Here is a 23,089-nt window from a genome sequence, read left to right as displayed (position 1 = left end):
AGCCCGATTGCCAGTCGGACCCTGACCATGCTCAGACTGCCTGGCCGGGCAGCCCCCGGCGCAACTGGATGGCTTCAGCGACGTGCGGGCTGCCGATCACCACCGCCCCCGCCAGGTCGGCCACCGTACGGGCCACGCGCAGCACGCGGTGGAAGCTGCGCGCCGACCAGCCCAGGCGCTCGGCCGAGCGCTCCAGCAGGGCCTTGGCGGCCGGCTCCAGCGCGGCGTGGTCGTTCAGGTCCTGGGCCTGCAACTGCGCATTGGCCACCCCCTGGCGCGCCACCGCACGCTCACGCGCGGCCGCCACGCGCTGCGCGACGACGGCGCTGGCCTCACCGGGCGCGAGGTCTTGCAGCTCCCGCGGCGGGATGGCGGTGACCTCGATGAGCAGGTCCAGGCGGTCGAGGAAGGGGCCGCTGAGTCGGCCCTGATAGCGCGACACCTGGTCGGGCGTGCAGCGGCAGGCCTTCAAGGGGCTGCCCAGATGACCACAGGGGCAGGGGTTCATCGCCGCGACGAGCTGGAAGCGCGCCGGGAATTCAGCCTGGCGTGCGGCGCGCGAGATCAGGATGCGGCCGGTCTCCAGTGGTTCGCGCAGGGCTTCCAGCGCGGCACGGGGGAATTCGGGGATTAGGTGTCGCGCTTTGTATGTCTGTTTCATCGCCCAGGCCTTGCTGCTACGGTGGACACACCTCGACAGCACGATGCAGCCACGATGACTTTCAGCGGCTCTAGGGAACATCGCCTCGTACATCTGAGACCTCAGGAGATCATGCCGCAACTCGGGGAAGTGCTCGGCGACGTTGCACGGCTCGCAGAGACCGCAGAGGCCCGGTTTCGTCATCTTCCTCTGCTTTCTGTCCCGGTTGACGGGGCGGGGATGCCGGTGCGAGCGGCTGCGCTCTTTTTGGCCAGATGCGCACTGGAAAGCAGGGGGCGTACGGGCGATTCTCAGCGCACGTATGCCGAATGCCTGCTCGATTGGCTCGAGCATCTTTGGAACAGCGCTGAGGGGGTGGCACTGCCTTCAGACGAATTACTGCTTAGCGCAACGGAGGAGACGCTGCAGCTATATCGCACAAAGCTCTTTCACGCCGAAACCCGAAGCCGCTCGCGCGTTTCCTCTGCGACTGCGAATCTGCGGGTGACGGTCGTAGCTCAGTTCTACCTCTGGGCGCAAGTAAACGGATTTGAATCGCTCGTTGGCGAATTTTTGCGCGGGCGTTCTGGCGACAAGAGATCGCTCGCACGTCGCGTTGTAGTGCGGCACCCTAGGCAGCTTGGCGTTGAAGAACTCATTCGCCTATTCGGTCATGTCCGCTCGGTGTTTCGATTAATGTTTCGCTGGTGCCTCGTAACTGGAATGAGACGTTTCGAGATCCACGATCTGCTCAAGTCCATGCTGCCTTCGCCGCAAAGTCTTCCGTTCGACGAAGACGGTTTGTCGAAAATTCAGATTCGACGGAAGGGAGGCAAAGAAGCTCCTATCTATGCTCCAGCCTCGCTTATCGAAGAAACGAATTGGTACTGGATCGCGGACAGGCCCAAACCGATGCCTGGGTTCGAGGACGTGGTCTTTCTGAACAGACAGGGACGCGCGGTCTCTAGGCAATCGCTCTCACGAGAATTTCGTCGCTGCGCAAATCTGATCGGCAGCGAGGCAACGCTTCACCACTTGCGGCACACGTTTGCGGTTAATGTCTTGAAGTGCTTGGAGAAATCTAGGCGTGAAGGGGCCGAACTGAATAGCTTAAAAACTCTTCAAGTTCTATTAGGCCATTCCAATGCGGAAACTACAGAGGTTTATCTGCAGTCGCTTGAGGTATCGAGTGACGCTGTTGTGTCTGCGCTGGACTACCTTTATGGGAACACCCAATGACTGGCGCGGATCAAACAACTGTCCTGATTCGAAGGCATGTCGCCGCAGACGGAAGCATCATCTCAACCTTTGACTTGTCCGAATTCAATGTCCCATCGGAGCTGGCAGATGGCCTGCTGAGTGCACACGCTGCGGAATATGGGCACCTCGCAAAGGAGACTCAGCGACAAGCCTTCAGATGTATTCGTAAGCTTCTTGTATATATCACCGAACCCAAAGCGACTGTTACGTTACCGTTGTGCGCGCAATTGCCGATGAATTTTCATAGGTGGTTAGCTGGTTCGGGCCTGGCGGGAAGCACCGCCCAATCAGTGCAGGCAAACGTACTGATATTGCTTCGATGGTGCCAAAGGAACCGCCCGGGCTTGCTGGATCAAGACGCGAGTTTTATGGTTCCCTCATTTCGTAGGCAGGAGCCTAAGCGGCGAGGTCGGCTAGAAAAGGAGCAGGTCAAGCGAATTCTTGCAGCCTGCTACGAGGAAATAACCAAAGTCGAGCGCCGCTTAGAACAAGGTCGCCGTCTTCTCGCGGGTGACTATGAGAACGAATCGGAACGATTTCTGTCGCAGACCCTTTGCGATGCGGTGGCGTTTGGCAAAGGATCAATTCCGACTCAGCGCGGCCTAGCTGGATCCCGCGGAAACCTAGTTCGAAGGATCAATGATGCAGGGGGGCATCGAGCACTCCGCCTTCTGCTTTCCCTGGGGACCGCTGACATACTGCCATTCTATTTGGCAGTGGTTATTCAGACAGGCGGAAATCCGATGGCCATTAGGATGCTATTCATGGACTGCATCTCCCCACATCCGCTTCGAGAGGATCTTGAGTGCATAAACTGGGACAAACCAAGATCAGGCAGAGAGCAGAGGGTTGACTTTCCCCAGCACATGAAGTGGTCGGCGCCAAACATCATCCGAAAAATCCTGGCGCTGAACCGAAGCTTACGGGAAAAGGCTAAACCGCGCGACAAAGGCTTTGCCTTCCTCGCTGCTTCAACCCAGGGGACGCGGCCTGAAGTGCCAAGTCTTCAGTCGTTGCATAACTGCCTTGCAGATTTTATCAAACAGCACGGTTTCCCAGACTTTGACTTTAAGGACTGGAGGTTTCATGTCGCAAAGGCACATCGAATTGCCGGTGGATCGGTCGACGCTGCTCGAAAGAGGTTAAATCACAGGACCGCCCGAACGACCGCTGGTTATACCGGGGCCGAGGATATGCGGAGGCAATTTGACGAAAAGGTTGTGCAGTTTCAAGGGCAGCTGATTCGGCAAAGTGCGCAGACCGTCCCTGAATTGACCCCGTCAGCAGATGGCAATCGATATACCGCGGCAAGAACGGTGTTTGGATTCGACTGTAGCGATCCGTTCGGTGGCCTCGACGGCAAGACAGCGCCCGGCCATCGGTGCTTGAACTTCACCCGCTGCAGTACGTGTCCCGGCGCTTTGGTGCCCGTAGACGACCCACACGTAGTCGCAGCGCTACTCAGCGCTATGGACGCGCTCGATTCAGCTAAGAAGCGCGCAATGGCTAACGGCTGGTGGCCCCGTTATAAGGCACTTTATGAGGATAGCCTGGAGATTCTCAGGACTTCAATACTTCCAGCAGTGCCGCCAAATATTCTTGCTATCGCAAGGACGATGGTTAGGCCGCATCTTGTGCCTTATTTGGAGTAGCCGTGTCTTCCGTTATTAAAACACAGGGGCGCTCCATTTGGGTGATGGAAGCCTTTCCTCTGTATCCGGATCAGGCGCTGACGGTCGAGTGGAACAAGTTCCTTGTCGAGGGCGTGGGGAGCAAACACCAGCGTCACACCCTCCTCACTTCTTGTAAGGGCTTCTTCTCGGCGATGTTCGGTCCAGCGGCTCCTCGAGGAATTGCTTATAGTCCAAGCACCATACAGCTTTACCTTGTAAAGCTGAAGCGTATTGTCAGATGGATGACTGGACACGCAATCTGGCGGTTAAGTGACCTGCAGCCACAGGATCTTTTGGCCATATGCAAGGAAATAGCTCCTCGGGATGGGCACAGAGTCAATGACTCTACATTGAAGAGTTATCTGGCACTCTTTGACTCCATGTGGGAATTGCGCTCACTATATACGCACCCTCTGAGATTTAACCCCCGGGAAATTGAGACGGAGATAAGGGCGAGAGTTCCAACGCGCGGTAGCTTGTCTTGGGGAGCCCTTCCGGATCAAGTTGCTTTTCCGCTTATATATGATGCGTTGAGATGGATTAGAGAGTTTGGACCCTTCATTTCGCAGGCTGCTCTAGAAATTGCACAACGTTTCGAGAAGATGGTGGGCAAGTCCAAGGGTCAGCGGTCCCGCCTCAGTAAGCTTTTCTACCAGCAGTTGGAAGCGAAACCGGAATTTGGTCGGTTGCGCGATAGCTTGACTTTTAGCGGTCCGACATACAAGGTAATGTCGATTGCATTATCCATTACAGAAGGGGCCTGCCTCTTCCTGTTGCTGATACTGGTTGGCTTTAGAGCGAGTGAAGCGCTCGCATTGGACGTCGATTGCCTTATCGAAGAAGCGGCCGATGACCAGAAAGGTTTCGCATACTTGGTGGGCGTAGCTGCAAAAAGCAATGGGCTGACGAGGAAATGGGTGGCCGGAGACCCGATCCCCGAAGTCGTCGCACTGCTTGTATCCCTTGGCGCGTACGCGCGGAATCGCGGACCAACCACAAGTAAGGCGCTACTTCTCACGCGTCCGCAGGGCGCGCCAACCTTCCTCCCCAGCCGCAAGAGCATCAGATGGTCCGCGACGACGCTGGCATCCAGACTGAATGCGTTTTGTGTGGCCGGGCATCGCGAGGGTGCGATTCAAGCGGAGTGGTTCCACCCCCACATGCTGCGCAAGACTTTTGCGCAGTTGGCGGTTCGACGCGATCGGCGGAACCTAGAGGCTGTGTCAGCCCATCTAGGTCACGTCTACCGCTCGTTCACAGATCAGGTGTACGTCGGCATCGACCATGAGCTAGCAGCGTTGCTGGATGCAGAGGACCGACAAGAGCTGGCTCGGCAACTTGAACATTTGCTGACCTGTGATCAGGTCTTCGGTCGCGCCGCACCAAACCTAGAAAAGCTCAGGTCTGAGGTTAGGCAGTTCAAAGGCCGTGCAGACCTGACGAGCCTCATCAACGAACTGATAAGGAAGGGAGTGATGCTCGCGCCCTGCGATTGGGGATATTGTGTGTACTCCAAGCTGCATTCAGCCTGCGATGGCGATGAGAGAGGGCCAAATGAGCTTGGCAGGTCTCCGGAGGTTTGCTCCACCTGCACGAACTTCAGCGTGACACATGTGCACCTGCCCTGGTGGAACGACCGAGCGACGCGGGAGGAGCAGTTTCTGAACCAGCCGGACTTGCCTCAACAGACCCGCGCGCTCGCGGAGCGCAGGCTTGCGAACACTCGCGCCGTGCTTGGCAAAGTCATTCGGATCAAAGCGGCGGCGCCGGAGAGCGAAGAGCAGCGTGGCTAAAAGGACAGCTCAATTTGGCGTTGAAGCCCGAGTGGAAGCGGCGCTGGCCTTCCTACTTCACCGAACTCCGATGAGACGGCCTTCTGTCAGCGCCGTCTGTGCGGCTGCTGGCGTCAATCGATCCAACCTCTATGCCCATCACCGTGGGCTGGTGGAAAAGATACGAGGAGGCGCCGGTGGCAAACGCGCCGCCATCGCATCACCCGACGGCCTGAAAGATCGAAATGAGGCGCTTTCACTCCAGCTTAGGAAGAGCGCGGAGCAGTACAAAGCGCTACTCCTCGTGTGTGTTGAACAGCAGGCCGAGATTCAGACGCTGCGTCAGATGGCAAAGCTGAGGTCTCGGAAAGACAAGTGAAAAAATGGCCGTTCAGGCCGTCAACTGGACCGTGTCGGTTGGCCGCGCCGTCGCGATGGCTTGCCGCGGTTGGTGGCTGCTGTTTGCAGGCACAGCAGTAGCGATTTCTTGGCAGCTTCAAATCCGCTATCTAAGCCGTGCAACCCGGCGTCGAATGGCACGCCATTCACGTCCACCAGCCACACTTGGTTGGGACTGTCTTGCTCGCCTCCAAGCCAAACCTCCCGCACTTCGCGAGACATCCACTGGCCGCTCGGTGAACGCCATCCCGGCATCATGCAAACGAGACTACGGATCCGGCCTGGATGCACGGACCGCAGCACCTCCACTAAGTCTCGCTCCGACGCGATGAGTAGCGTCTGAAGCAGGCCGCCCTCACACGCAGTTTCGGCCGGTGTGATCGTCAGAACGAACCAGGGAGCGTGCAGCGTCAACTGCGCAACTCGCCAGTGCCTTGCACCTGGCGCACCGAGGCCGACGGGCATCTCCAACTCACTGTCTGGATAAGTCACAAACATGGACTAGATCTGGAGAACCAGTGGCCGAGGATTTGATAACTCAAGCCGATTATTGGCGGCGCGAGGGCGCCGCGCAATGTACATCGACATCTTGAGTTATATATAACGTGGCTTAAAAAGCGCAGCCGTAAGAGCCTTGGGCGGATGTCCTTCCGCCCCTCAAGCGCTCCAAAACCCGGCCGTCCCAAAGGAGTTAAAAGCCTCGACCCCGCCATCGCGAAGGTGTTCGGCACCGCACTGCAAGAGCGGCGTTTGGCGGCTGGGATGTCGCAAGAGTTCTTGGCGCTCACCTCAGGCATCGAGCGCTCGTATCTCAGTCGGCTGGAGCGAGGCGTCAGCCAGCCTACGTTGTTGGCGATGCTCAAGCTTGCTAAGGGGCTGGGATGTGAGACTTTCGAGCTCTTGCAGCAAGCCGAGAAAGCGTTCATGCGGAGGCGAGTGACGGCGCGGACGCGATAGCTACGCCGATTGCGGAGGCCTACGCTTGCAAGTTCCGGACGCTATTGAGCATTCGTCCAGGAGATCTTGAGCAGCTAGTCCCCCGCCGACATCGGGCACACCGTGCGGCTAAAGTTGCACTTAATCAGGGTCCGCACATGAAACGAGTTCGAGTCGCCCCGGGCAAGTTCGTCTCCGTCTCCACCGAGCTGTGGGAAAAGGCGGCGCGCGTGTTCGCGACCGGGCTCACGCGCGATCAGGTGCGCGACCTCAAGGCAAGCGAGCCGCGAAGCACAAAGGGCCTGATGGTCGGCTCGGCCAAGCCGCTGGCCCTTGCCCGGCCGAAGACCGCTGGGGCGACGACTGTTGGGAAAATCTCCTCGCCTGCCCAGGGTCCCTGCGCCGCAGGATCGGCTGATGCGCCGGCTGGAAAGAACTGAATCCACGCAGTTTGAAGCCAGTTCGGCCAGCCGGTGATCGTCCACGTTGGACCGACAGAGCAACAGCGTCGGAATGCACACCGACCTTCAGGGTTTAGTCCTCAAAGATGTGGATGTGGGCGCCTCAGAGGCCTGCAAAGCTGCCGAGGCTCATCAAAGCGTATGAAGGGAGGGCGGCATGGCCGGCAAGCACTGGATCGCATTGGTAGTGGGGCTGTTCGTTGGGGTGGCCTCTGCGGCGGGCCCAACCGAGCTCAACGTCGCGCAGCTCAATAGCGTGTTGTGGACGCAGCAGGCGATCGAGCATCAGGCCGCCACCATCGCGGCGTACCGGGCGGCCGGCACGGCGCTGTTGACCGTCTCCAAACAGGCGAGCTGGGCCTCGCTTGAGCAGGGGGCCGCCTCGACTGGCCGCAAGGCCGTCGTCATGGACATCGACGAGACGGTGCTGGACAACTCGGCCTACAACGCTTGGTTGATCCAGAAGGGTGAGCAGTGGAGCTCGCCTACCTGGGAGGACTGGGTCGCCCTGGAAAAAGCCGTGGCGCTGCCCGGCGCAGTCGAGTTTGTGAAGCTGGCCAAGAAGCTGAAGGTCGACGTGTTCTTCATCACCAACCGGGAGTGCGTACCCAGGGCTACGGACCCCTGCCCGGCGCTCACCCACACGCGCAACAACCTTATCCGCCTTGGTTTCGAGCGGGCGGCCGACCCGGATGCGCTGATGCTGAAGAAGCAGAAGCCGGAATGGGAAGCGAGCGACAAGACGAAGCGGCGCCAGGTCGTGGCCGACACCCACAAGATCGTCATGCTAGTCGGCGATGACATGGGCGACTTTCTGCCCGTGGCCAACGTCACGGCCTTGCGCGCTGGGTCACCGGATCTAGCCACCGCCAGGGCCATGACCCAGCTCGGCAAACGCTGGTTTGTGATCCCCAACCCGATGTACGGGTCCTGGGAGAAGGCAGTCCCGGCGACCGTCGCTGGGCGTGTCTCGGCATTGAAGCCGCCTGAGGGGTGGGCCGTGCCGGCTCCTGGCCCCGTGCCGATTTCCGCTGGCTCGACGCTGAAGGTCGCGACGTGGAACATGGCTTGGTTCGCCAACGACGTGCTCACCGCGGCCCAAGCGCAGAACTGTCGTGAAGAGGCCAAGGCCAAGCCAGGGCTGGACGATCGGCCGTCAGTCGAGTGCCGCAAAGGCGCGCCGTTCCGCCAGTTTGTGGACTATGAGCGCATGGCTATCCACGCCAAGGTGCTCGATGCGGACATCGTTGGCATCCAGGAAGTTCAGGGCCTGCCTGCGATTCAGAAGATCTTCGATGGCGACCTGGCTGCGACCAGCAGTAACGCTGGCGCGCTGATCCCCAAAGGCACTTATTTCCTCGCAGCTTATTCGCAAGGTGGGTGGCAGAAGGCGGCCTTGGCCATCCGTCGTTCCGTTCTTGATCCAAGCTTCGCGCCCGTCGTGAAGGAGTTCGTGTCTCTCGGCGATGCGCTTCCGCGTGACAGGCGCGGCGGTCTTGAAGTCAGCCTGAAGCTCAAAGACGGCAGCATGCTGACGGTCCTCTCAGTCCATCTGAAGTCTCGTTGCGCCGAGGATCCACTCGACGCCAATACCGACCACTGCCGACAGCTGTCGCAGCAGGCGCCAACCTTGGCGGCTTGGATCGCCCAGAAGGAAGTGACCCGCGAGCGCTACATCGTGCTTGGTGATTTCAATCGCAGCTTTGCCTCTCCCGCGGAACGAGCCTGCAGCCCGGCCACCGGCGACTGCAAGATGCACTCGCTCGGTGCCTGGATCGACGGCGGTGACTTCTCCGCAGCACCTGTCGTCTTGGCCACGGCCGGTGTCAAACATCCGGCAGGCTGCTTCGACACGAGGTTTGCCGGCGACGCGATCGAGCACATCGTGCTGGGCGGGGGCGCGGAGACGCTGTTGGTGCCCCAGAGCGCGAGGACGATCCCCTACGTCGACCCGGCGACTGGCTTGCCGATCACCGACCACAAGAAGGCTGTCGCGCTCTATTCGGACCACTGCGCCGTCGCTGTCGAAATCAAGCCCTAGGCGTCATCGGTCGTCGCGATCGAACCGCATAGAAGAAGGCGCAGGTCAGGGCGCTTCGCAGCCCACGGTTCGGGCTGCCGAGCCGCGTTGTGACCGCGTTGTGGGCGCGGTCCACTCGAGGCGACTCGATCATGGGCCGCTCCGTGGCTCAGCGGTTTGGCGAAAATGGCCAGGCCCTATGGCCTCAAAAGTTGCCACCCTTCAATGTGTTCAAAAACAGTCATTGAAGCCAGCTTTTGGGCTTTGTGACCGCAAATGAATACGTTGAGTGCTTTCACACCGGACGAGCTGATCGCCAAGCTTGGCGAAGACATTGCTCGTCTTCGGCTTGACAAGAACATCACGCAGCTGGAAGTGGCCAGACGGGCCGGCGTGTCGCGGACGGCGGTTGTGAACTTGGAAACGGGGCGCGGCGCGACCCTCTACACCCTGGTCCGGGTGCTTCGCGTACTCGGTCGCGAGGATTGGCTGGGCGCGTTGGCGCCAAGAGTCACGGTCCGCCCTTTGGAGCTGCGAAGGCTCGGGCATGGTCGGCAGCGCGCCTCCTCGAAGGGCTCAGGCGACTGACCTATCGAGCAGACTCCTCAGCGATGAACCTGTCGTGCCGTTCCTTCAAATAGATGGAGGATGGCTGTTGAGCGCTGGTGGTCGGAAATGATCTCAGTTCCGCGCCGTGGTACCTCAGATAGTCAGTCAGCATGAGACGCTTGGACAAATGCACGCGGTATCGGTCGTCCACGGACAGCAGATGCAAGTCATACAGCGTGTGAATGTCCGCGCGCAGAAGCAGTCCATTTGAGATGCGGTAGTTGGTGCCCTGAGCGTGGGGAACGATGTGCGCTGCCTCGAGGAGTTCTTCGATGCGCGTTCCCGTCACGGCGCATTTGCCGCCGTAGGCACCGATAAGGTCAGCGCGAAATTTCGCCTGGCCGCGACGCACTCGAATGGTCCCCAAGCGTCGTGCGTCGTCGGCGCCTGGTGACGTGTCATCCTCGACAGGCAAGGGGGTGGAGTCTTCGTCTGCGCCCGGGCGAACGCCACGGACAATCAGCCAGCGACCACGGGCTTCGTCGTGGCCATGAACGTACCAAGGCTCGTAGTCCAGTTCTCGAAATGCGACGCGAGAAGAGGCTTCACCTATCTCGACGTCGTCGCGCCGGACGCCGGCGTTGATGATCACCTGCAGGGGCTGATTGCGTCGACGCGACTCTTCCACGGCGTACAAGAATTCTTGAGCCCGCCGGATCTGTTGGCTGAGGCGACTGCGCTTTGCAGCGTCCGGACCAGCTTCGCTGCGCAGGCGCTCCAGCGTCTGAAGGTGATGGCCCATGTCGTTGTCCGAAACGATCTGCGAATCGCGCTCAGACAGCTCGTCGTACCAGAGGCACAGGACGAAGCCTTCCATCGGCGAACCGAACGACCAGTTGTAGCAGTAGTTCGGATTCGCGCGGGGATTGGCTACCGGGACGTTGTCGGCCGTTAGCGCCCAGCCGGATACGTCAATGCCAGCCCGTTCCACCAGATCCATCACAGGCTCGTGATGGGTTGGGCGCAGATCAATCAGGCGCATCGGCGGTGGAGCACTGCCTGCTCGCTCAAAGGTGACACGCTCGTTAGCGAGATCGACACGCGCCAGCCACCCTGCGGCCGTCCAACGGCGGGCCCACGAATGCGTCGGGTCGGTGGGCGAGTTGGCCCACCAGGCTGGGTATTGCAGTGCGGCTGGTGGTAGCTTGTCGCCTAGCAGCGCGTCGATTTCGGCGAAAGTCAGTTTGACCTCGTGAGTGCCCAGCGACTTCAGGTGATCGATGAGCGGGTCGTATTTCGATGGTCGGCTGATTGCCACTTTCTTGCTCCCTCGGCTGTTCTGTCGTGTGCCCGTGAGTGGTCAGGTGCGGCCCGCATCGCCGCTGACCAGGGCGCATCGCCGTCACACCGTCCGACGAGTCGGAAACGAGCTACTTCACCATCTCGTCGAGCACGTCCCTGAAGATTGGGATCCAGTACTCGTACTTCGCTTCGAACTTGTACGTCAGGACCGTGCGTTTCTCGTTGGTGAGGAGGTTCTTCAGCTTCGGGCCATGCTTGATCCAGAAGCCGCGTAGCTCTTCGACCGGCAAGAGCCTTGTCAGCGCAGCCTTCGCGAGGTCGGAATCCGTGGCGCCCGGCGCCGAGACCCTGGACTCTCTCAGGCTGCTGAGGCAAAAGTCCCCAAACGCTCGCGCATTGGCGATGTTCTCCAACATGGGGTTGAAGCAGAAATCCAGCAAGTAGTTGACCATTTCAACTCGAATGCGGCCTGCGTCCATCTCACCGACGGGATCGTAGAGGCCGCAGCCGACTCCCAGGCCATGCGGCTGCTCGTCGTTGGTCAACTGGTGAACTACGAAGGTCTTGATGGACGACCTGGCCACTTCAGCGGCCTGTTTTGCTTCTAAGGGAGTCAAGTCAGCTGGTACGCCAGCATCTCCAAATATGGCGTCATCTTCGAGCTTGTCGACCTCCTGGAAGAAGTTCAGCTTGCGATCGATGTAGTCGCGCCGGAATCGTTTGAACACCTCCTGGCTCAATCGGCGCATTGACCTTACCGTCAGTTCCGTCACCTCACCGCCGGTCGTAGCGGTCGGGTTGTCGTACAGCAGCAGTGCGCTGAAGAGTGATTGCGTCTGGCCGCCTCGATCCATGCAGCATCGGAGGCGGAAGGTCAACAAGTCTTCGTAGCCGAGTGCCCCCCGATCTGTCTTGGTCATGACGTCGACGAGCGACTCTCCATAGCTGGCTGGATTGGCGTCAAGAATGCGCTTGGCGATTTCCACCTGAAGCTCGGAATCTCTCACGCCGCCGTCTTGTGGTTCGCCGTAGCCAGCGCGGTCGAGCAACAGAATTAGCAAGGTGACCGAGCGTTGTCGAAGGCCGTTGTCGCCGAGTTCATGGCTGGCGTATCGCGGCAAGTAGCTCAGCAGCGTGTCGATCGCCTGGTCCGCATCTTTTCGACTGAGAAGCCGAGCATTGCTGAGCAGCGTCTGCCAAAACTTGTCGTGGGTTTTGTCGCCTCGTCGGAGATTGAATTCGTCGCGCGCAAGAACCTCGGGGGTGGTAGTCGTACCCTCAATGATCTGGTTCACCGCGTCGATGTAGAGACGGTAGGTCTCAGCCTTCTCGGGCACGACGAACCTCACGATGAGGCTCAAGTAGTTCTGCAGGTTTCTGCTGTCGGTGTTGAAGCACGCCCTCGTCCGATAGGCCAGTTCATTCGGTCGGCTGGCTTTGCTAAATCCCAACGTGTTGCGATCGAACAGTTGATTGACAAGGAACTGTGCTGGTTTTTCCAGAGACTGGACTACCTCCCCAAAGTCATCGTGATTTGCGTGGAAGGCTGTCTCAGCATCATCCGTCCACCGCAAAGAAAAGGTTCCTGCACGCCCTTCGGTCTCCTCCGCGTAGATGCGGCGAAACAGTCCTGGGTACAGCAGATGCAGCAGCATCAAATTGATCAAGTCCGGATAGTGGAAGTCGCCACCATCGAGGTCGGCTTCGGTGATCCGCATCATCAGCATGGCGTTGACGAATCGCTTGATCTTGCGCAAGTCGCCCAGCAGCGGCATGTACTGATCTGCGCTCTCACCGGCCATGAGTCCTGCCACAGTGGTCATGACAGCAGACATCCTGTCGATGGTGTCGGCGGGCATGATCCGCAAGCGCTCCTGTTGCACCATCCAGTCCGACTTCAGAAATTTCTCGATGGTCTGGCCGTCGATGAACAGGCTCAGCTTGACGTTGATGAACTTTTCGAGGAACTCGCGAGCGCGCCCGCCTTCTTCCTTGCCGGCGACCAGCATCTCGGTGTCGTAGCAGAGGACGTAGTGGGCGTGCCTGAGCCTGAACGTCCGGCGTGCCGTGAAGAGCACGTTGTTGACCAGCTTGGAGTCCAGCCGGTCTAAGTCATCGATGACAACAATCAGGCGCCGTCCGGCCTGCTGCAGGACGTCGTCGATGTTTTCAAGGAGTTCGTCGACGGTCTCCTCGGATGGCTCGAAGGTGAGCTTGATGCCCAGGATCGACACGTCGGTCTTGCCTTTGAGCATGCGGGAATAGCGGTTCGCGGCCGGCAGGAACTCCGGCGCAAACACTTTCTGTTGAATGGCTTTGCACAGTTCCTTGATAAAGCGCTCCGACAAGTCCGGCTCACTTGCATACCTCAGTGGCTGGAATTTGAAGACGATGACAGAGTCCGCAGCCTTCTCCTTCCAGCGAGCTTCGGCTAGATTGATGAAGCTAGTCTTGCCGATGCCCCAGGGGCCATCGAGACCAAAAACCAGGCCAGCGTGGGTGCCGTTGGCCAGCACGAGGTCCGCGAACTGTTCCGCGTTCTGCGACACGCCTAACGCGTCCTGCGTCGGCTCGTCGATTTCGGTATCAGCCAGGAAGTACGACGGTGTGTTGGAAGTCAGAGCCCGACCAGAGCGCTGGCGAAGTGACGATCCGAAAAGAACCAGCGCCATCGTCAGAAACGTTGGCGCCCACTGCCAAGGCGCCTGAAGCACAACGGCATGGAACTTTTCCAGCTGTGGCGCGAGAAGGAAGGTTGCCCAAGCGCCCAGCACCAGCATCAGCAGGAGGTCGACACGGCCGCTGCGTACCACTTTGGCGAGGTGGTCCTTGGTTCCGCGCTTGTATCCATAGAAGCCGACCAGGAAGATCACGACGAGAAAGAGCGGTATTCCCAGCGAGGCCACCCATTCGTCAACGAGTCGCTCTGCAAACGCGCGCGTGGACAGAAATGCAACCCAGAAGATCTCGGTTAAGGCGGCGCCCAGCAGCAGCGACCTGCCGAACACCAGCAGTTCCGGCATCCTGATCGCCTGGTTTTTCGCTTTAGACATGCTTCTTCCTCCCGCGCCAGTTGGCGCCTCTTTCGGTGCTGCCCAATGCTGCAGCCCGTTTTTCTGGATCATCAGCGATGCATATGTCGTCTCGCCGCCTAGCTTGCCTGTGAGTGTGTTATTGGCGTGAACTGCGTACGCCGGTGCGCAGGCCGCAAAGGTATTGCAACGTCGAACTGCGGCCGGACTTTCTGTGGCGCGCGGTTGCTACGGTCTTGGGGGCGCGTCCGTGTCTCCGAAATCCGGCATGCTGTCCGCGTATGGGATGCGGCTATGGCGAAACCCCAAGCGAGCCTCGGCCCAGTCACCGTAGTAGTCATCCACGGTGGCCGCGCGCAGCCGGTCGTCACCGACCAGGCGCAGAGCGGTGTTTGTCAAGGCGGCCAGCGATTCATTGGTGACATCAAAGGGGTCCGGGAACATGCCCTTGTTCTTCATGCGGATGTTGGACAGCATGTGAAACACCGTGGACAGGAAGCGTTCCGGCGAGCCTGGCGCGATCTGGCTTGCAACTTCCAGCGTTGCTGACGAGTCTTCAGGAACTCTGGCCTCATCGGCGTCCCTGCCCAGGGCCTCGGCGACACCGGCGAGCGATGGCCAGTGCTTCCAGTCGAACCTTTGGCGCAACTCGTCGATAGATGCCGTCAGCTTGTATCGGTACAGGTCGTTGTCGCCGGCGGCATCGATCAGATCGGCGACGTTGTAGAAGGTCTGATCCTTGAGACCCGAGCTGTGGCGCAAGTCCTCTCGGCGATCCAGGAAGCCTGACAGCTCGGCCGCAGACCTTGCGATGCGTCGGTTCAGCTGGATGAGCTCCGCCTTGAGGGCCAGGTCTTCAGGTTCAAGGTCATCCCCCCACACGGCCGCCGCGCTGAGCACGAGGCCCAGGAAACTGTTCAGGGCAGGGCCGTTGCCGAGCTTCAGATAGAGCTCGGCGTACGAGTCGGCCAGGCGATCACGGTTGTCCAGCAGACGTCGTGCAATGGTGCACTCGCTGGGCAGGCGCTTCAGATAGTCGTTCCATTGGATCGCCTCGAGCAGCACGCCCTCGCAGGCTTTGATGGCATCGTCGGGTCCCATGGGTCGATTTTGAGCCGGGCTGGCGGGCCGTTGTCTTGGCGTTATGACTGGCCTAGTGAAAATTCCGGCTCTTGGTCTTCAACGCGCCCAGCATGTCGGTGCGGTCTTCGAGGTAGCCAGCGATCAGGTTGCAAACGCCATCGGCGCGCTGCCAGCGCCCCTTCACGCCCATCAGGCGTGCGCCCATCATGGCCTGGCGGTACTTCTCCCAGATCGCGCGGTGGCAGATGACCTGGACGTCGCCATGCTCGTCTTCGAGGCTGATGAAGACGGTGCCGTTGGCCGTCTCCGGCTGCTGGCGCGTCACCACAATGCCGGCGGTGTAGACCTCCCGGCGATCAGGCGCCATCTCCAGGTCAGCGGACGTCTTCACGCCCAGCGCCTCTAGATCCTTGCGTAGTAGCGCCAGTGGGTGCGAGCGCAGGGTCAGGCCGGTGGAGGCGTAGTCGTGCTCCACAGCTTCGCCCTCGCTGGCCTCCTCCAGCTCCAAGTAGTCCTCGTCGATGGGGGCGTCCTGCAGCAGCGCCGGCATGAGCCGTGGCGCGGCCGCATCCCAGACCTGCTGGCGTCGGTGGCCAGACAGGCTCATCAACGCATCGCCTGCGGCCAGGCACGTCATCTGGTGCTGGTTGAGTCCGGTCTTGACGGCCAGGTCCTCGGCGCTATCGAAGGGCGCCAATTGGCGCGCGGCGCTGATTGCCTCGGCCGAGGCCTTCGTGAGCCTATCGATCAGCCGCAGGCCCAACCGCACAGCCAGGCCGCTGCCGTGGGGCTCCATCTTGCAGTCCCAGTCTGAGTACATGACGTCCACCGGCAAAACCTCAACGCCATGCCGGCGTGCGTCGCGCACGAGCTGGGCCGGCTGATAAAAGCCCATCGGCTGCGAGTTGATGATGGCCGCCAGGAAGTGCGCCGGGTAATGCCGCTTGATCCAGCAGCTGACGTAGACGATCAGCGCAAAGCTCGCGGCGTGGCTCTCCGGGAAGCCGTACTCGCTGAAGCCCTCGATCTGCTTGAAGATGTCCTCGGCGAACCTCAAGTCGTAGCCGCGCGCGGCCATGCCGTTCACGATCTTCTCGTAGTGCTTCTTCAGGCCGCCCTTGCGCTTCCAGGCCGCCATGTCGCGCCGCAACGCATCGGCCTCGCCGCCGGTGTAGCCCGCGGCGATCATCGCGACCTGCATGACCTGTTCCTGGAAGAGCGGCACGCCCAGCGTGCGGCCAAGCGCCGCCTCCAGCGCCTTACTCGGGTAGGTCACCTCTTCCTTGCCCTGCCGGCGCCTCAGGTACGGGTGGACCATGTTCCCAACGATGGGCCCAGGCCGCACGATGGCCACCTCAATGACCAAGTCGTAGAAGCACACCGGCCGCATCCGCGGCAGCATGCTGCGCTGGGCGCGTGACTCGATCTGGAAGGTGCCGACCGTGTCGGCCTCGCAAATCATGTCGTAGGTGGCAGGGTCCTCTGCCGGGATGTCCTGCATCGAGAACGGGTAGCCCAGCGTCTCGCCGATACCTGCGAGGGCCTTGCGGACGGCCGTCAGCATGCCGAGCGCCAGCACGTCGACCTTGAGCAGGCCCAGCACGTCGATGTCGTCCTTGTCCCACTGGATGATCGTGCGCTCATCCATCGACGCGTTCTCGATGGGCACGATGCGCGACAGCGGCCCCTGCGTCAGAACGAAACCACCCGGATGCTGCGACATGTGCCGCGGCATGGACAGGATCTGCCGCGTGAGCACGATGAGTTGCTGCGTGCTGAGGTCTTCGACGTCGATGCCGACCTCGGACACGCGCGTGGTGTCCAGTTCGTCGCTGTCCCACCAGCCGTAGTTGCCGCTGAGCTGGTCCAGCAGCGGCAGCTCAAAGCCCAAGGCCTTGCCGACATCCTTCAGCGCCGACTTCACGCGGTAGCTGATGACGACGGCTGTCAGAGCGGCGCGATCGCGGCCGTACTTCCTGTAGATGTGCTGGATGACCTCTTCGCGGCGTTCGTGCTCGAAGTCCACGTCGATGTCGGGCGGCTCGTTGCGCTCTTTCGAGATGAAGCGCTCGAACAGCACGCTCATCCGCGCCGGATCCACCTCGGTGATGCCGCAGGCGTAGCAGACGACGCTGTTGGCTGCTGAGCCGCGCCCCTGGCACAGGATCCCTTCGCGGCGCGCAAACATGACGATGTCAGCGACGGTGAGGAAGTAGTGCTCGTACTTCAGCTCTTCGATTAAGCCCAGCTCGCGCTCGATCAGCTCGCTGATCGTCGCGGGGATGCCGTTTGGCCAGCGTCGACCGGCCCCCTCGTAGGTGATCTTGCGCAGGTAGCTGCCGGCGGTCTCGCCTTCGGGCACCACCTCCGCTGGGTACTGGTAGCCGATCTCGTCCAAGCTGAAGTCGCACTGCTCGGCAACCCGCAGGGTCTGCTCCAGCAGATCAGCCGGGAAGGTCCGCGCCAGCCGCCCGCGCGTTCGCAGATGGCGCTCGGCATTGATGTCCAGCGCCCGGCCGCATTCCGTCAGCGGCTTGCCGATGCGCGTGGCCGTCATGACGTCGAGCAATGCCCGCCGGCTGCGCTGATGCATGGTCACGTTGCCGACTGCGACCAGCGGAATCTCGGTCTCTGCGCTGATCTCACGCATGCGCAGCAGCCGGATCTCGTCGTCGGCACGTCGCAGCAGATCCAGCCCCAGCCAGACACGACCCGTGAAGTGCGTCAGCAGCCAGCGCCCGAGGCGCATCAGCGCCGGCGACAGCGCGTGCCGCGTCGGGCAGGCAATGACGACGCAGTCGTCCAGCGAGCCCAGCGTCACGTCCTCGGGCGTCATCTCGTAGGTGCCCTTCTCAGAGCGGCGCCGCAGCTTGGAGATGAGCTGGCAGAGATTGCCGTAGCCGTTCAGGTTGCAGGCCAGCACCACCAGCGTGAACGGGAAGTCGCAGGTAACGGCGAACTGGCAGCCGACCAGAAGCGTCAGACCCTGGGCCTTGGCCTCCACGTGGGCGCGCACCACGCCCGCCATCGAGCACATGTCCGTGATCGCAATGGCCGAATAGCCCAGCTGCTTGGCGCGCTCGACCAGCTCCTGGGGCCAGCTCGCCCCTTCAAGGAAGCTGAAATTGCTGATGCACCGAAGCTCGGCGTAGTCGGGAAGGTCGGCCATGCCTGTCCCACGCGCTCAGCCGAAGATGCCGTGCAAGTACCAGGCGGGCGTGCCGTCATCCTGGCGGGTGCTGAAGATCCACAGCTTCCCCGCCGTCTTGGAGACCGCGACCCAGTAGTCGCGCTCGACGTGGCGCGCCGTCCCCGGCACGCCGGCTTCACCCGGCACCCGGTCCCACCAACCGCCCTCGACGCGCTCCGGCCCAAGGATGGGATATAGCGCGCCCTGGTACTGGGGCCGTTCGTTGGAGACAGCCAGCCTCAGCGGTTCCGGCAGTAGGAAGGTCGGCGCCGGCAGCGGATCCACCTCTGACGTCTTGCGCGTCCGGCGCTTGGCGAAGGCATCCCAGCGGGTCCTGCATTCAGGCCGGTGGTCGTCGACCTCGAAGGGCTGCACCACTAGGTCTTCGCCCAGCCGCGCAGCGATCTGCTCCAGCACCGGCGTCAGCGCCTCGCCACCGCTCATGGACTTGGGCAGCAGGGACAGGCTCTCCTCGACGACAAGCTCGATGCCGACCGCCTCCAGCTTCAGCTCGCCCACTGGCGCCAGCAGCTCTGTCTTGGCCAGGTGCTCAGACAGCAACCGGGCGAAGTGGTTAAGGTCGCGGCCTGGCGTGGACGAGCGAATGACCAGGTGCCCGCCGTCGCCGGCATCTTTGGCCCGCATGGAGTCATGGATCCACGTCAGCCGAAAACCCTCGGCCCCGGCATGCCGCGCAGCAAGCCAACCGCACATTTGCATGAGCAGCGGCCTGGCGTATTCCATCAGCGCCATCGCCTGGTCCTCGCGGGCGGGCAGCTCGAACCGAGCGAGGAAGTCCTCCGGGATCTGCTGCCACTCGAAAACTTCAGGCCGCCGGCCATAGGCCTGGTCCAGTGCCACCAGCAGCTGCTCGCTGAAACGCCGGCCCGTGGCCTTGCGCGGCAGCACCCGCAGCTGGCCCAGCGTGTTGATGCCTGCGTGGGTCAGCGTGGCCGCATGCTCGGCAGCTGCAGTGAGCGCGGGCAGGGGCTGCTGGTCGAGCACCGGTGTCAGCGGCCGGCCATCCAGGCTCACGCCGCAGCGGGCCAGCACGAGCGCACCCATTGCCGTCGGCGCCCAGCCGATGCCAATCACGCCGAGGTCCGGCGCCTCTGCAGCAATGCGGGCCTTCAGCGCGTCCTCGCCCCGGAACAGCCGCAGGCTGCTCCAGACCTCCAATGCGACCGCACAACCTTCGACCAACGCCACCCTCGGTGTGAACTGAAGGCACCAGGTCGCAATGCCGCGCAGGGCCTCAGCCGTGGCTAGCGGCAATGCGGGCGAGGACTTCTTCGGTGAGGCGGGCAGCAGCGGCGTGTGCGGGGTTGTGAGGGCGACCCACAACATGGCGTCGGGCCTCCTTGCTTCGGACGATGAGGCTGGGCCGGCGCATGCGCGGCGTCAGGACGTGGTTCAGGCCACCTGGGATGGAGTCCAGCAGCAGCGGGGCTTCGTGGGTGGGGCCACGGCGCTTGATGATCTCGACTTTGAGCTGCCAGTCGATCAGCTGCGAAGCCACCAGGCGCAGCGGCGCCGGTGACGCGTCGTAGCGTGCGTCCAGGGGCCGGAAGACGAACACGGGTCCCTCGCAGCCCTGCGTGGCCACCTGCAGGCGGCGCAGTTGGCCCGGGAGGCAGTGCGGCAGCCAGGTCAGCACCGCCGCTGCGGCGTTGGCCCGCAGCAGTAACTCGGCTGACCAGAGTCGGTCAGAGGGCTTGTCGGCACGGATCCAGACCAGGCAGTCCTCGGTCAGGCCAAGGTGGCGCAAGCCGGGCAGATAGGGTGGCTTGGGCGGGCCGATGACGACCACCGACCGGCCACCGTTGACCAGGGGCGCGAGGCTGGGCCCCACCATGCGCCATTCCAGCAGCGACGGCTGCGACTGCAGGATCTCGATCATGCTGCCGCAGGGCCAGCCGCCGTCCGGCAGCTCGGCATCTAGCGCCGGGAAACCCGTGCCCACAAAGCTTGCCCGCCCGCGGCCGAGCTCAGCGGCTCGCCAGACGCTGTCGGCCAGCTCCGAAGGCAGTTCGGCGCCGGTAGGGGCAGCGTTCTGCGTCGGGGACGCCAGGACGCCATCTGGCACGCTGGCGGGGCCTACAGGGGTCTCCTCGACCGCCGGAGCCACCGGGTCCGCAACGACGTCGCACGGAGGCCTCGCCGCTTCGACGGGCGGCAGTAGCAGCTCAAGCTGCTTGGTGGGACTGAGCGTGGGGGACAGAATGGCCTCCACTGGGTGCGCGGACATGGGTTGAATGAAATGCTGTTTATTTATACAGTACACCATCCAGCCCGAAAACGTCCACCCGCAGATGCACGCCGCCGCCGTTCAGATGATCGATGTCGCACCGCGGGTCCCCCTAGGCCCACCCGAGCGCTGCCTGTACTGCCATTCGGCCGTCGAGCTGGTGACGGGTGCCGAGGTGTATCCGGATCGACCGGAGCTGGCTGAGCGCTACATCTGGCGCTGCACCTGCTGCGATGCCCATGTGGGCTGTCACAGGCCTGGCGCTCGCATACCGCTACCTGGCGGCGATGAAATCGAAAGCGATGGCACCCTCCCGATGGGCAGCCTCGCCAACGAAGAGCTGCGCGCGGCACGCATCGAGACTCACCGCATGTTCGACGCGCTCTGGCAGCCGCCGGCGTGCATGAACCGCGCCGAGGCCTACAGCTGGATGGCACGCCTGCTCAACATCCGCAAGGAAGAGGCCCACGTGGCCAGCCTGACCTACGACGAGTGCGTCAAAGTCATGCTGGCCATCGAGGACCTGACCCGCGCGCCCAATGAGCCGCCACCTGCGCCTGGTGCCGCGCATTGGCTGATGCAGGCCGGCATCGAATTCACCGTCGCGCCCGACGGGCATCTGGTCGTGCGCGCGCACGACGAGGACATCGACTACTGGCCCGATCGGCAGACCTGGACCGTGCGCACCGGCCTGCTGGCCGATGAGAACGAAGGGCTGCACGAACTCATCCTGTACTGCCGCCGGCCCAAGCGTGCGGCCCGCCCGACACGCCACTGAGCACGTCTTTGAGGCTGAGTAGGCTCAGCTCACCTTGGCCAGGCGCACCAGAGTTCCAACGTCGTCAGGATGCCACCCTGGATCGCGCGTGAGCCGCGCGCGGCCGGGCTCGCAATAGGACACCGCGACGCCGATGTTGCCGACGATGTAAAACCAGCTCGCCGAGACGGCACGGTTGCCGACCTGCGCCGCGTTGATGTGCCCAACCTGGATCTGGTAGCGCGTGGAGTTCGAGGTGATGGGAACGAAGATCAGGCGCATGTGCGGGTGGGCAATGCCATTCTTGATGCACAACCCGAACTCCCAGATTGGCAACGGCACTCCGTACTCAAAGGCGTAGCAGCCCAGCAGCTTCGTGAAGTAGAGGTGTACGTCCAGCATCGATTGCGCGACCGGGCCAGTGAAGACACGCTCAAACGGGATTCGCCTTCCGCCCTTCAACGGAGGCTCGTGGTCGCGAAGGTACTCAGACAGCCTCTGCCAGGCCTTGTCGTGCGGTTGCGTGCGCGCGTTGTTGCAGTACCCGCATAGCGACGGTTTGAACTTCAGGATGCCGGCCTGAGCACCGCGCACCGGCTCGTTCATGTGATCTCGCGAGTGCCGGTACGCCGGCGCGACCTGTGACACCTTTCCGAAAACTGAGCGGAAGTCCGAGGCCTTCACCATGTGCTCTGCGCTGTCGGCTGGGGCACCACAAATCCAGCAGTCGGTCATATCGTCGAGCGTCCTTCAAGCCGCTTCGAGGTAGTGCCGGTAGTAGGGGCGCTCGCGGTCGTCGAGGATGGCCTGCTGGGCGTCCAGGTCGTTCACGTCCGGGTTCAGCCAGGCCATCAGGTTCTCGTGCCTCAGCGGAATCACGCAGCGGTCGTGGCCGGCCGCGGCCACCTCCGGCGGCGGATCGTCGGTGATAAACGCGACCGACAGCAGGTCTTCCTCGGTCTCGTTTCTTGCGCGCCAGTGGGACCACAGGCAGGCCACCATCATGGGGCGACCGTAGTCCGGTCTGAACGTAATGATCGTGTCGGTTGGCGCTTCGCCCGGGCGCAGCTCGCGACCTTCGGCCTTGTGAAGGTCCACGTGCTCATAGAACCAGTCGGTCATGATGACGCCGTGGGTCTGGCCCCATTCGCCGCGCCAGAACTTCTCCAGGCTGGTCCGCCTTGCGTTGAAGGTGTCGGGATATTCCTCGTCGTATTTCGGCGTCGCCCGGGCCGGTCGGCAGTGGTAGCGCATCGGGCGCACCACCAGTTCGCCATCGAGCATGGTCATCACCGGCACGTACCAGTCCGGGAAGATCCGCGAGTCGGCCTCCTTGGGCTCGGTCCGGTTGATGTCGGCGAGCTTGGTCAGATTCCAACTGACTTTGTTATTGCCGATACGCACGTCCTCGTGCGCGCCCTTGTTGGGTTTGTTGGGCTTCGCGTCGATCTTGCGCTGAGCATCTACTACACGCTTGCGCTGTTCGAACAGGCCCTTCTCGAAGACCAACGCATCGTTCCGTCGGCACTCCTGGATCAGCTCCCAGATCTCGCGCTCCTCATCGGTTTGTGGGTCGGCGAAGACCATCTCCATGCCCTTGGGCCATAGCAACTGCGCGCCCTGGGCCTTCCTGAAGAACAGGTTGCGGAACTCCTTGATCCCCACCTTGGCGCGGAACTCGCGAATGTATTTCCGGTAGTCCGACCAAATCTGCGCTGAGTAGCACATCAGCAACCTCCAGCCTTGAGGCCGTGATGCTAAAGCGGC

The 23,089-nt window shown here is 61.9% G+C and carries 17 protein-coding genes and 1 pseudogene; 9 read left to right on the top strand and 9 right to left on the bottom strand.

Annotation, left to right across the window (positions count from 1 at the left end; all coding sequences use genetic code 11):
• Window positions 1–31: 31 nt before the first annotated feature.
• Window positions 32–628, bottom strand: a pseudogene (locus J2X20_RS13870) (ATP-binding protein); the annotation flags it as partial.
• A gap of 87 nt (window positions 629–715) precedes the next feature.
• Between J2X20_RS13870 and J2X20_RS13865 the strand changes: the two are divergent.
• The 8 genes from J2X20_RS13865 to J2X20_RS13835 all read left to right on the top strand — a co-directional run bounded on the left by J2X20_RS13865 (window position 716) and on the right by J2X20_RS13835 (window position 9,749).
• Complete coding sequence (locus tag J2X20_RS13865; protein WP_310265701.1) at window positions 716–1,879, top strand: tyrosine-type recombinase/integrase; 1,164 nt, start codon at window positions 716–718, stop codon at window positions 1,877–1,879.
• A complete protein-coding gene (locus J2X20_RS13860) occupies window positions 1,876–3,552 on the top strand; it encodes a hypothetical protein (protein WP_310265699.1) in 1,677 nt (558 codons plus the stop codon). The genes J2X20_RS13865 and J2X20_RS13860 overlap by 4 nt, the downstream gene beginning before the upstream one ends.
• Before the next feature lie 2 nt (window positions 3,553–3,554).
• Entirely contained in the window at window positions 3,555–5,366 is a 1,812-nt protein-coding gene (locus tag J2X20_RS13855) for a site-specific integrase (protein WP_310265696.1), read from the top strand.
• A gap of 70 nt (window positions 5,367–5,436) precedes the next feature.
• Entirely contained in the window at window positions 5,437–5,724 is a 288-nt protein-coding gene (locus J2X20_RS13850; RefSeq protein WP_310265694.1) for a hypothetical protein, read from the top strand.
• 662 nt (window positions 5,725–6,386) lie between these two features.
• On the top strand, window positions 6,387–6,701 hold the full coding sequence (locus tag J2X20_RS29485; RefSeq protein WP_409034165.1) for a helix-turn-helix domain-containing protein: 315 nt from the start codon (window positions 6,387–6,389) through the stop codon (window positions 6,699–6,701).
• 137 nt (window positions 6,702–6,838) lie between these two features.
• Window positions 6,839–7,120, top strand: a complete 282-nt coding sequence (locus tag J2X20_RS13845) for a hypothetical protein (protein WP_310265692.1) — start codon at window positions 6,839–6,841, stop codon at window positions 7,118–7,120.
• Window positions 7,121–7,298: 178 nt separating this feature from the next.
• The gene (locus J2X20_RS13840; protein ID WP_310265689.1) at window positions 7,299–9,182 is read left to right on the top strand and encodes an HAD family acid phosphatase; all 1,884 of its coding nucleotides are present in this window, start codon (window positions 7,299–7,301) and stop codon (window positions 9,180–9,182) included.
• A 255-nt stretch (window positions 9,183–9,437) separates the two neighbouring features.
• The gene (locus J2X20_RS13835; RefSeq protein WP_310265687.1) at window positions 9,438–9,749 is read left to right on the top strand and encodes a helix-turn-helix transcriptional regulator; all 312 of its coding nucleotides are present in this window, start codon (window positions 9,438–9,440) and stop codon (window positions 9,747–9,749) included.
• A gap of 1 nt (window position 9,750) precedes the next feature.
• On the opposite strand, the gene J2X20_RS13830 is transcribed toward J2X20_RS13835, so the two are convergent.
• The 6 genes from J2X20_RS13830 to imuA all read right to left on the bottom strand — a co-directional run bounded on the left by J2X20_RS13830 (window position 9,751) and on the right by imuA (window position 20,403).
• Window positions 9,751–11,028: an HNH endonuclease gene (locus tag J2X20_RS13830; RefSeq protein ID WP_310265684.1), complete on the bottom strand. Its 1,278-nt coding sequence runs from the start codon at window positions 11,026–11,028 to the stop codon at window positions 9,751–9,753.
• Window positions 11,029–11,140: 112 nt separating this feature from the next.
• Entirely contained in the window at window positions 11,141–14,137 is a 2,997-nt protein-coding gene (locus tag J2X20_RS13825) for a P-loop NTPase fold protein (RefSeq protein WP_310265682.1), read from the bottom strand.
• A gap of 135 nt (window positions 14,138–14,272) precedes the next feature.
• Window positions 14,273–15,145, bottom strand: coding sequence for a hypothetical protein (locus J2X20_RS13820; protein WP_310265680.1), 873 nt, complete (start codon window positions 15,143–15,145; stop codon window positions 14,273–14,275).
• A gap of 52 nt (window positions 15,146–15,197) precedes the next feature.
• On the bottom strand, window positions 15,198–18,296 hold the full coding sequence (locus J2X20_RS13815; protein ID WP_310265678.1) for an error-prone DNA polymerase: 3,099 nt from the start codon (window positions 18,294–18,296) through the stop codon (window positions 15,198–15,200).
• Between the two features lie 15 nt (window positions 18,297–18,311).
• A complete protein-coding gene (locus J2X20_RS13810) occupies window positions 18,312–19,664 on the bottom strand; it encodes a Y-family DNA polymerase (protein WP_310265676.1) in 1,353 nt (450 codons plus the stop codon).
• On the bottom strand, window positions 19,573–20,403 hold the full coding sequence (imuA, locus tag J2X20_RS13805; protein ID WP_310265675.1) for a translesion DNA synthesis-associated protein ImuA: 831 nt from the start codon (window positions 20,401–20,403) through the stop codon (window positions 19,573–19,575). Before imuA ends, J2X20_RS13810 begins: the two co-directional genes overlap by 92 nt.
• A gap of 226 nt (window positions 20,404–20,629) precedes the next feature.
• Here imuA and J2X20_RS13800 point away from each other — a divergent pair, with 226 nt between their 5' ends.
• Window positions 20,630–21,343: a zinc-finger-containing protein gene (locus tag J2X20_RS13800; protein ID WP_310265673.1), complete on the top strand. Its 714-nt coding sequence runs from the start codon at window positions 20,630–20,632 to the stop codon at window positions 21,341–21,343.
• 24 nt (window positions 21,344–21,367) lie between these two features.
• On the opposite strand, the gene J2X20_RS13795 is transcribed toward J2X20_RS13800, so the two are convergent.
• Both J2X20_RS13795 and J2X20_RS13790 read right to left on the bottom strand, forming a co-directional pair.
• On the bottom strand, window positions 21,368–21,928 hold the full coding sequence (locus J2X20_RS13795; protein WP_310265671.1) for a hypothetical protein: 561 nt from the start codon (window positions 21,926–21,928) through the stop codon (window positions 21,368–21,370).
• 144 nt (window positions 21,929–22,072) lie between these two features.
• A complete protein-coding gene (locus tag J2X20_RS13790) occupies window positions 22,073–23,050 on the bottom strand; it encodes an SOS response-associated peptidase family protein (protein ID WP_310265668.1) in 978 nt (325 codons plus the stop codon).
• Window positions 23,051–23,089 lie beyond the last annotated feature (39 nt).

This window comes from Roseateles saccharophilus, assembly GCF_031458095.1.
Classification (GTDB): domain Bacteria; phylum Pseudomonadota; class Gammaproteobacteria; order Burkholderiales; family Burkholderiaceae_C; genus Pelomonas; species Pelomonas saccharophila_A.
Note: the sequence above shows the minus strand (reverse complement) of the source record. Positions and strands in the feature narration are given on the sequence as shown.

Bases quoted from the DNA above. Each gene is read 5' to 3' on its own strand.
- J2X20_RS13850 (WP_310265694.1), top strand. From the start codon at position 5,437: ATGAGACGGCCTTCTGTCAGCGCCGTCTGTGCGGCTGCTGGCGTCAAT.
- J2X20_RS13825 (WP_310265682.1), bottom strand. From the start codon at position 14,137: ATGATCCAGAAAAACGGGCTGCAGCATTGGGCAGCACCGAAAGAGGCG.
- J2X20_RS13835 (WP_310265687.1), top strand. From the start codon at position 9,438: ATGAATACGTTGAGTGCTTTCACACCGGACGAGCTGATCGCCAAGCTT.
- J2X20_RS13860 (WP_310265699.1), top strand. From the start codon at position 1,876: ATGACTGGCGCGGATCAAACAACTGTCCTGATTCGAAGGCATGTCGCC.
- J2X20_RS13840 (WP_310265689.1), top strand. From the start codon at position 7,299: ATGGCCGGCAAGCACTGGATCGCATTGGTAGTGGGGCTGTTCGTTGGG.
- J2X20_RS13810 (WP_310265676.1), bottom strand. From the start codon at position 19,664: ATGTTGTGGGTCGCCCTCACAACCCCGCACACGCCGCTGCTGCCCGCC.
- J2X20_RS13795 (WP_310265671.1), bottom strand. From the start codon at position 21,928: ATGAACGAGCCGGTGCGCGGTGCTCAGGCCGGCATCCTGAAGTTCAAA.
- J2X20_RS13800 (WP_310265673.1), top strand. From the start codon at position 20,630: ATGCACGCCGCCGCCGTTCAGATGATCGATGTCGCACCGCGGGTCCCC.
- J2X20_RS13790 (WP_310265668.1), bottom strand. From the start codon at position 23,050: ATGTGCTACTCAGCGCAGATTTGGTCGGACTACCGGAAATACATTCGC.
- J2X20_RS13815 (WP_310265678.1), bottom strand. From the start codon at position 18,296: ATGGCCGACCTTCCCGACTACGCCGAGCTTCGGTGCATCAGCAATTTC.
- J2X20_RS13845 (WP_310265692.1), top strand. From the start codon at position 6,839: ATGAAACGAGTTCGAGTCGCCCCGGGCAAGTTCGTCTCCGTCTCCACC.
- J2X20_RS13820 (WP_310265680.1), bottom strand. From the start codon at position 15,145: ATGGGACCCGACGATGCCATCAAAGCCTGCGAGGGCGTGCTGCTCGAG.
- J2X20_RS13865 (WP_310265701.1), top strand. From the start codon at position 716: ATGACTTTCAGCGGCTCTAGGGAACATCGCCTCGTACATCTGAGACCT.
- J2X20_RS29485 (WP_409034165.1), top strand. From the start codon at position 6,387: ATGTCCTTCCGCCCCTCAAGCGCTCCAAAACCCGGCCGTCCCAAAGGA.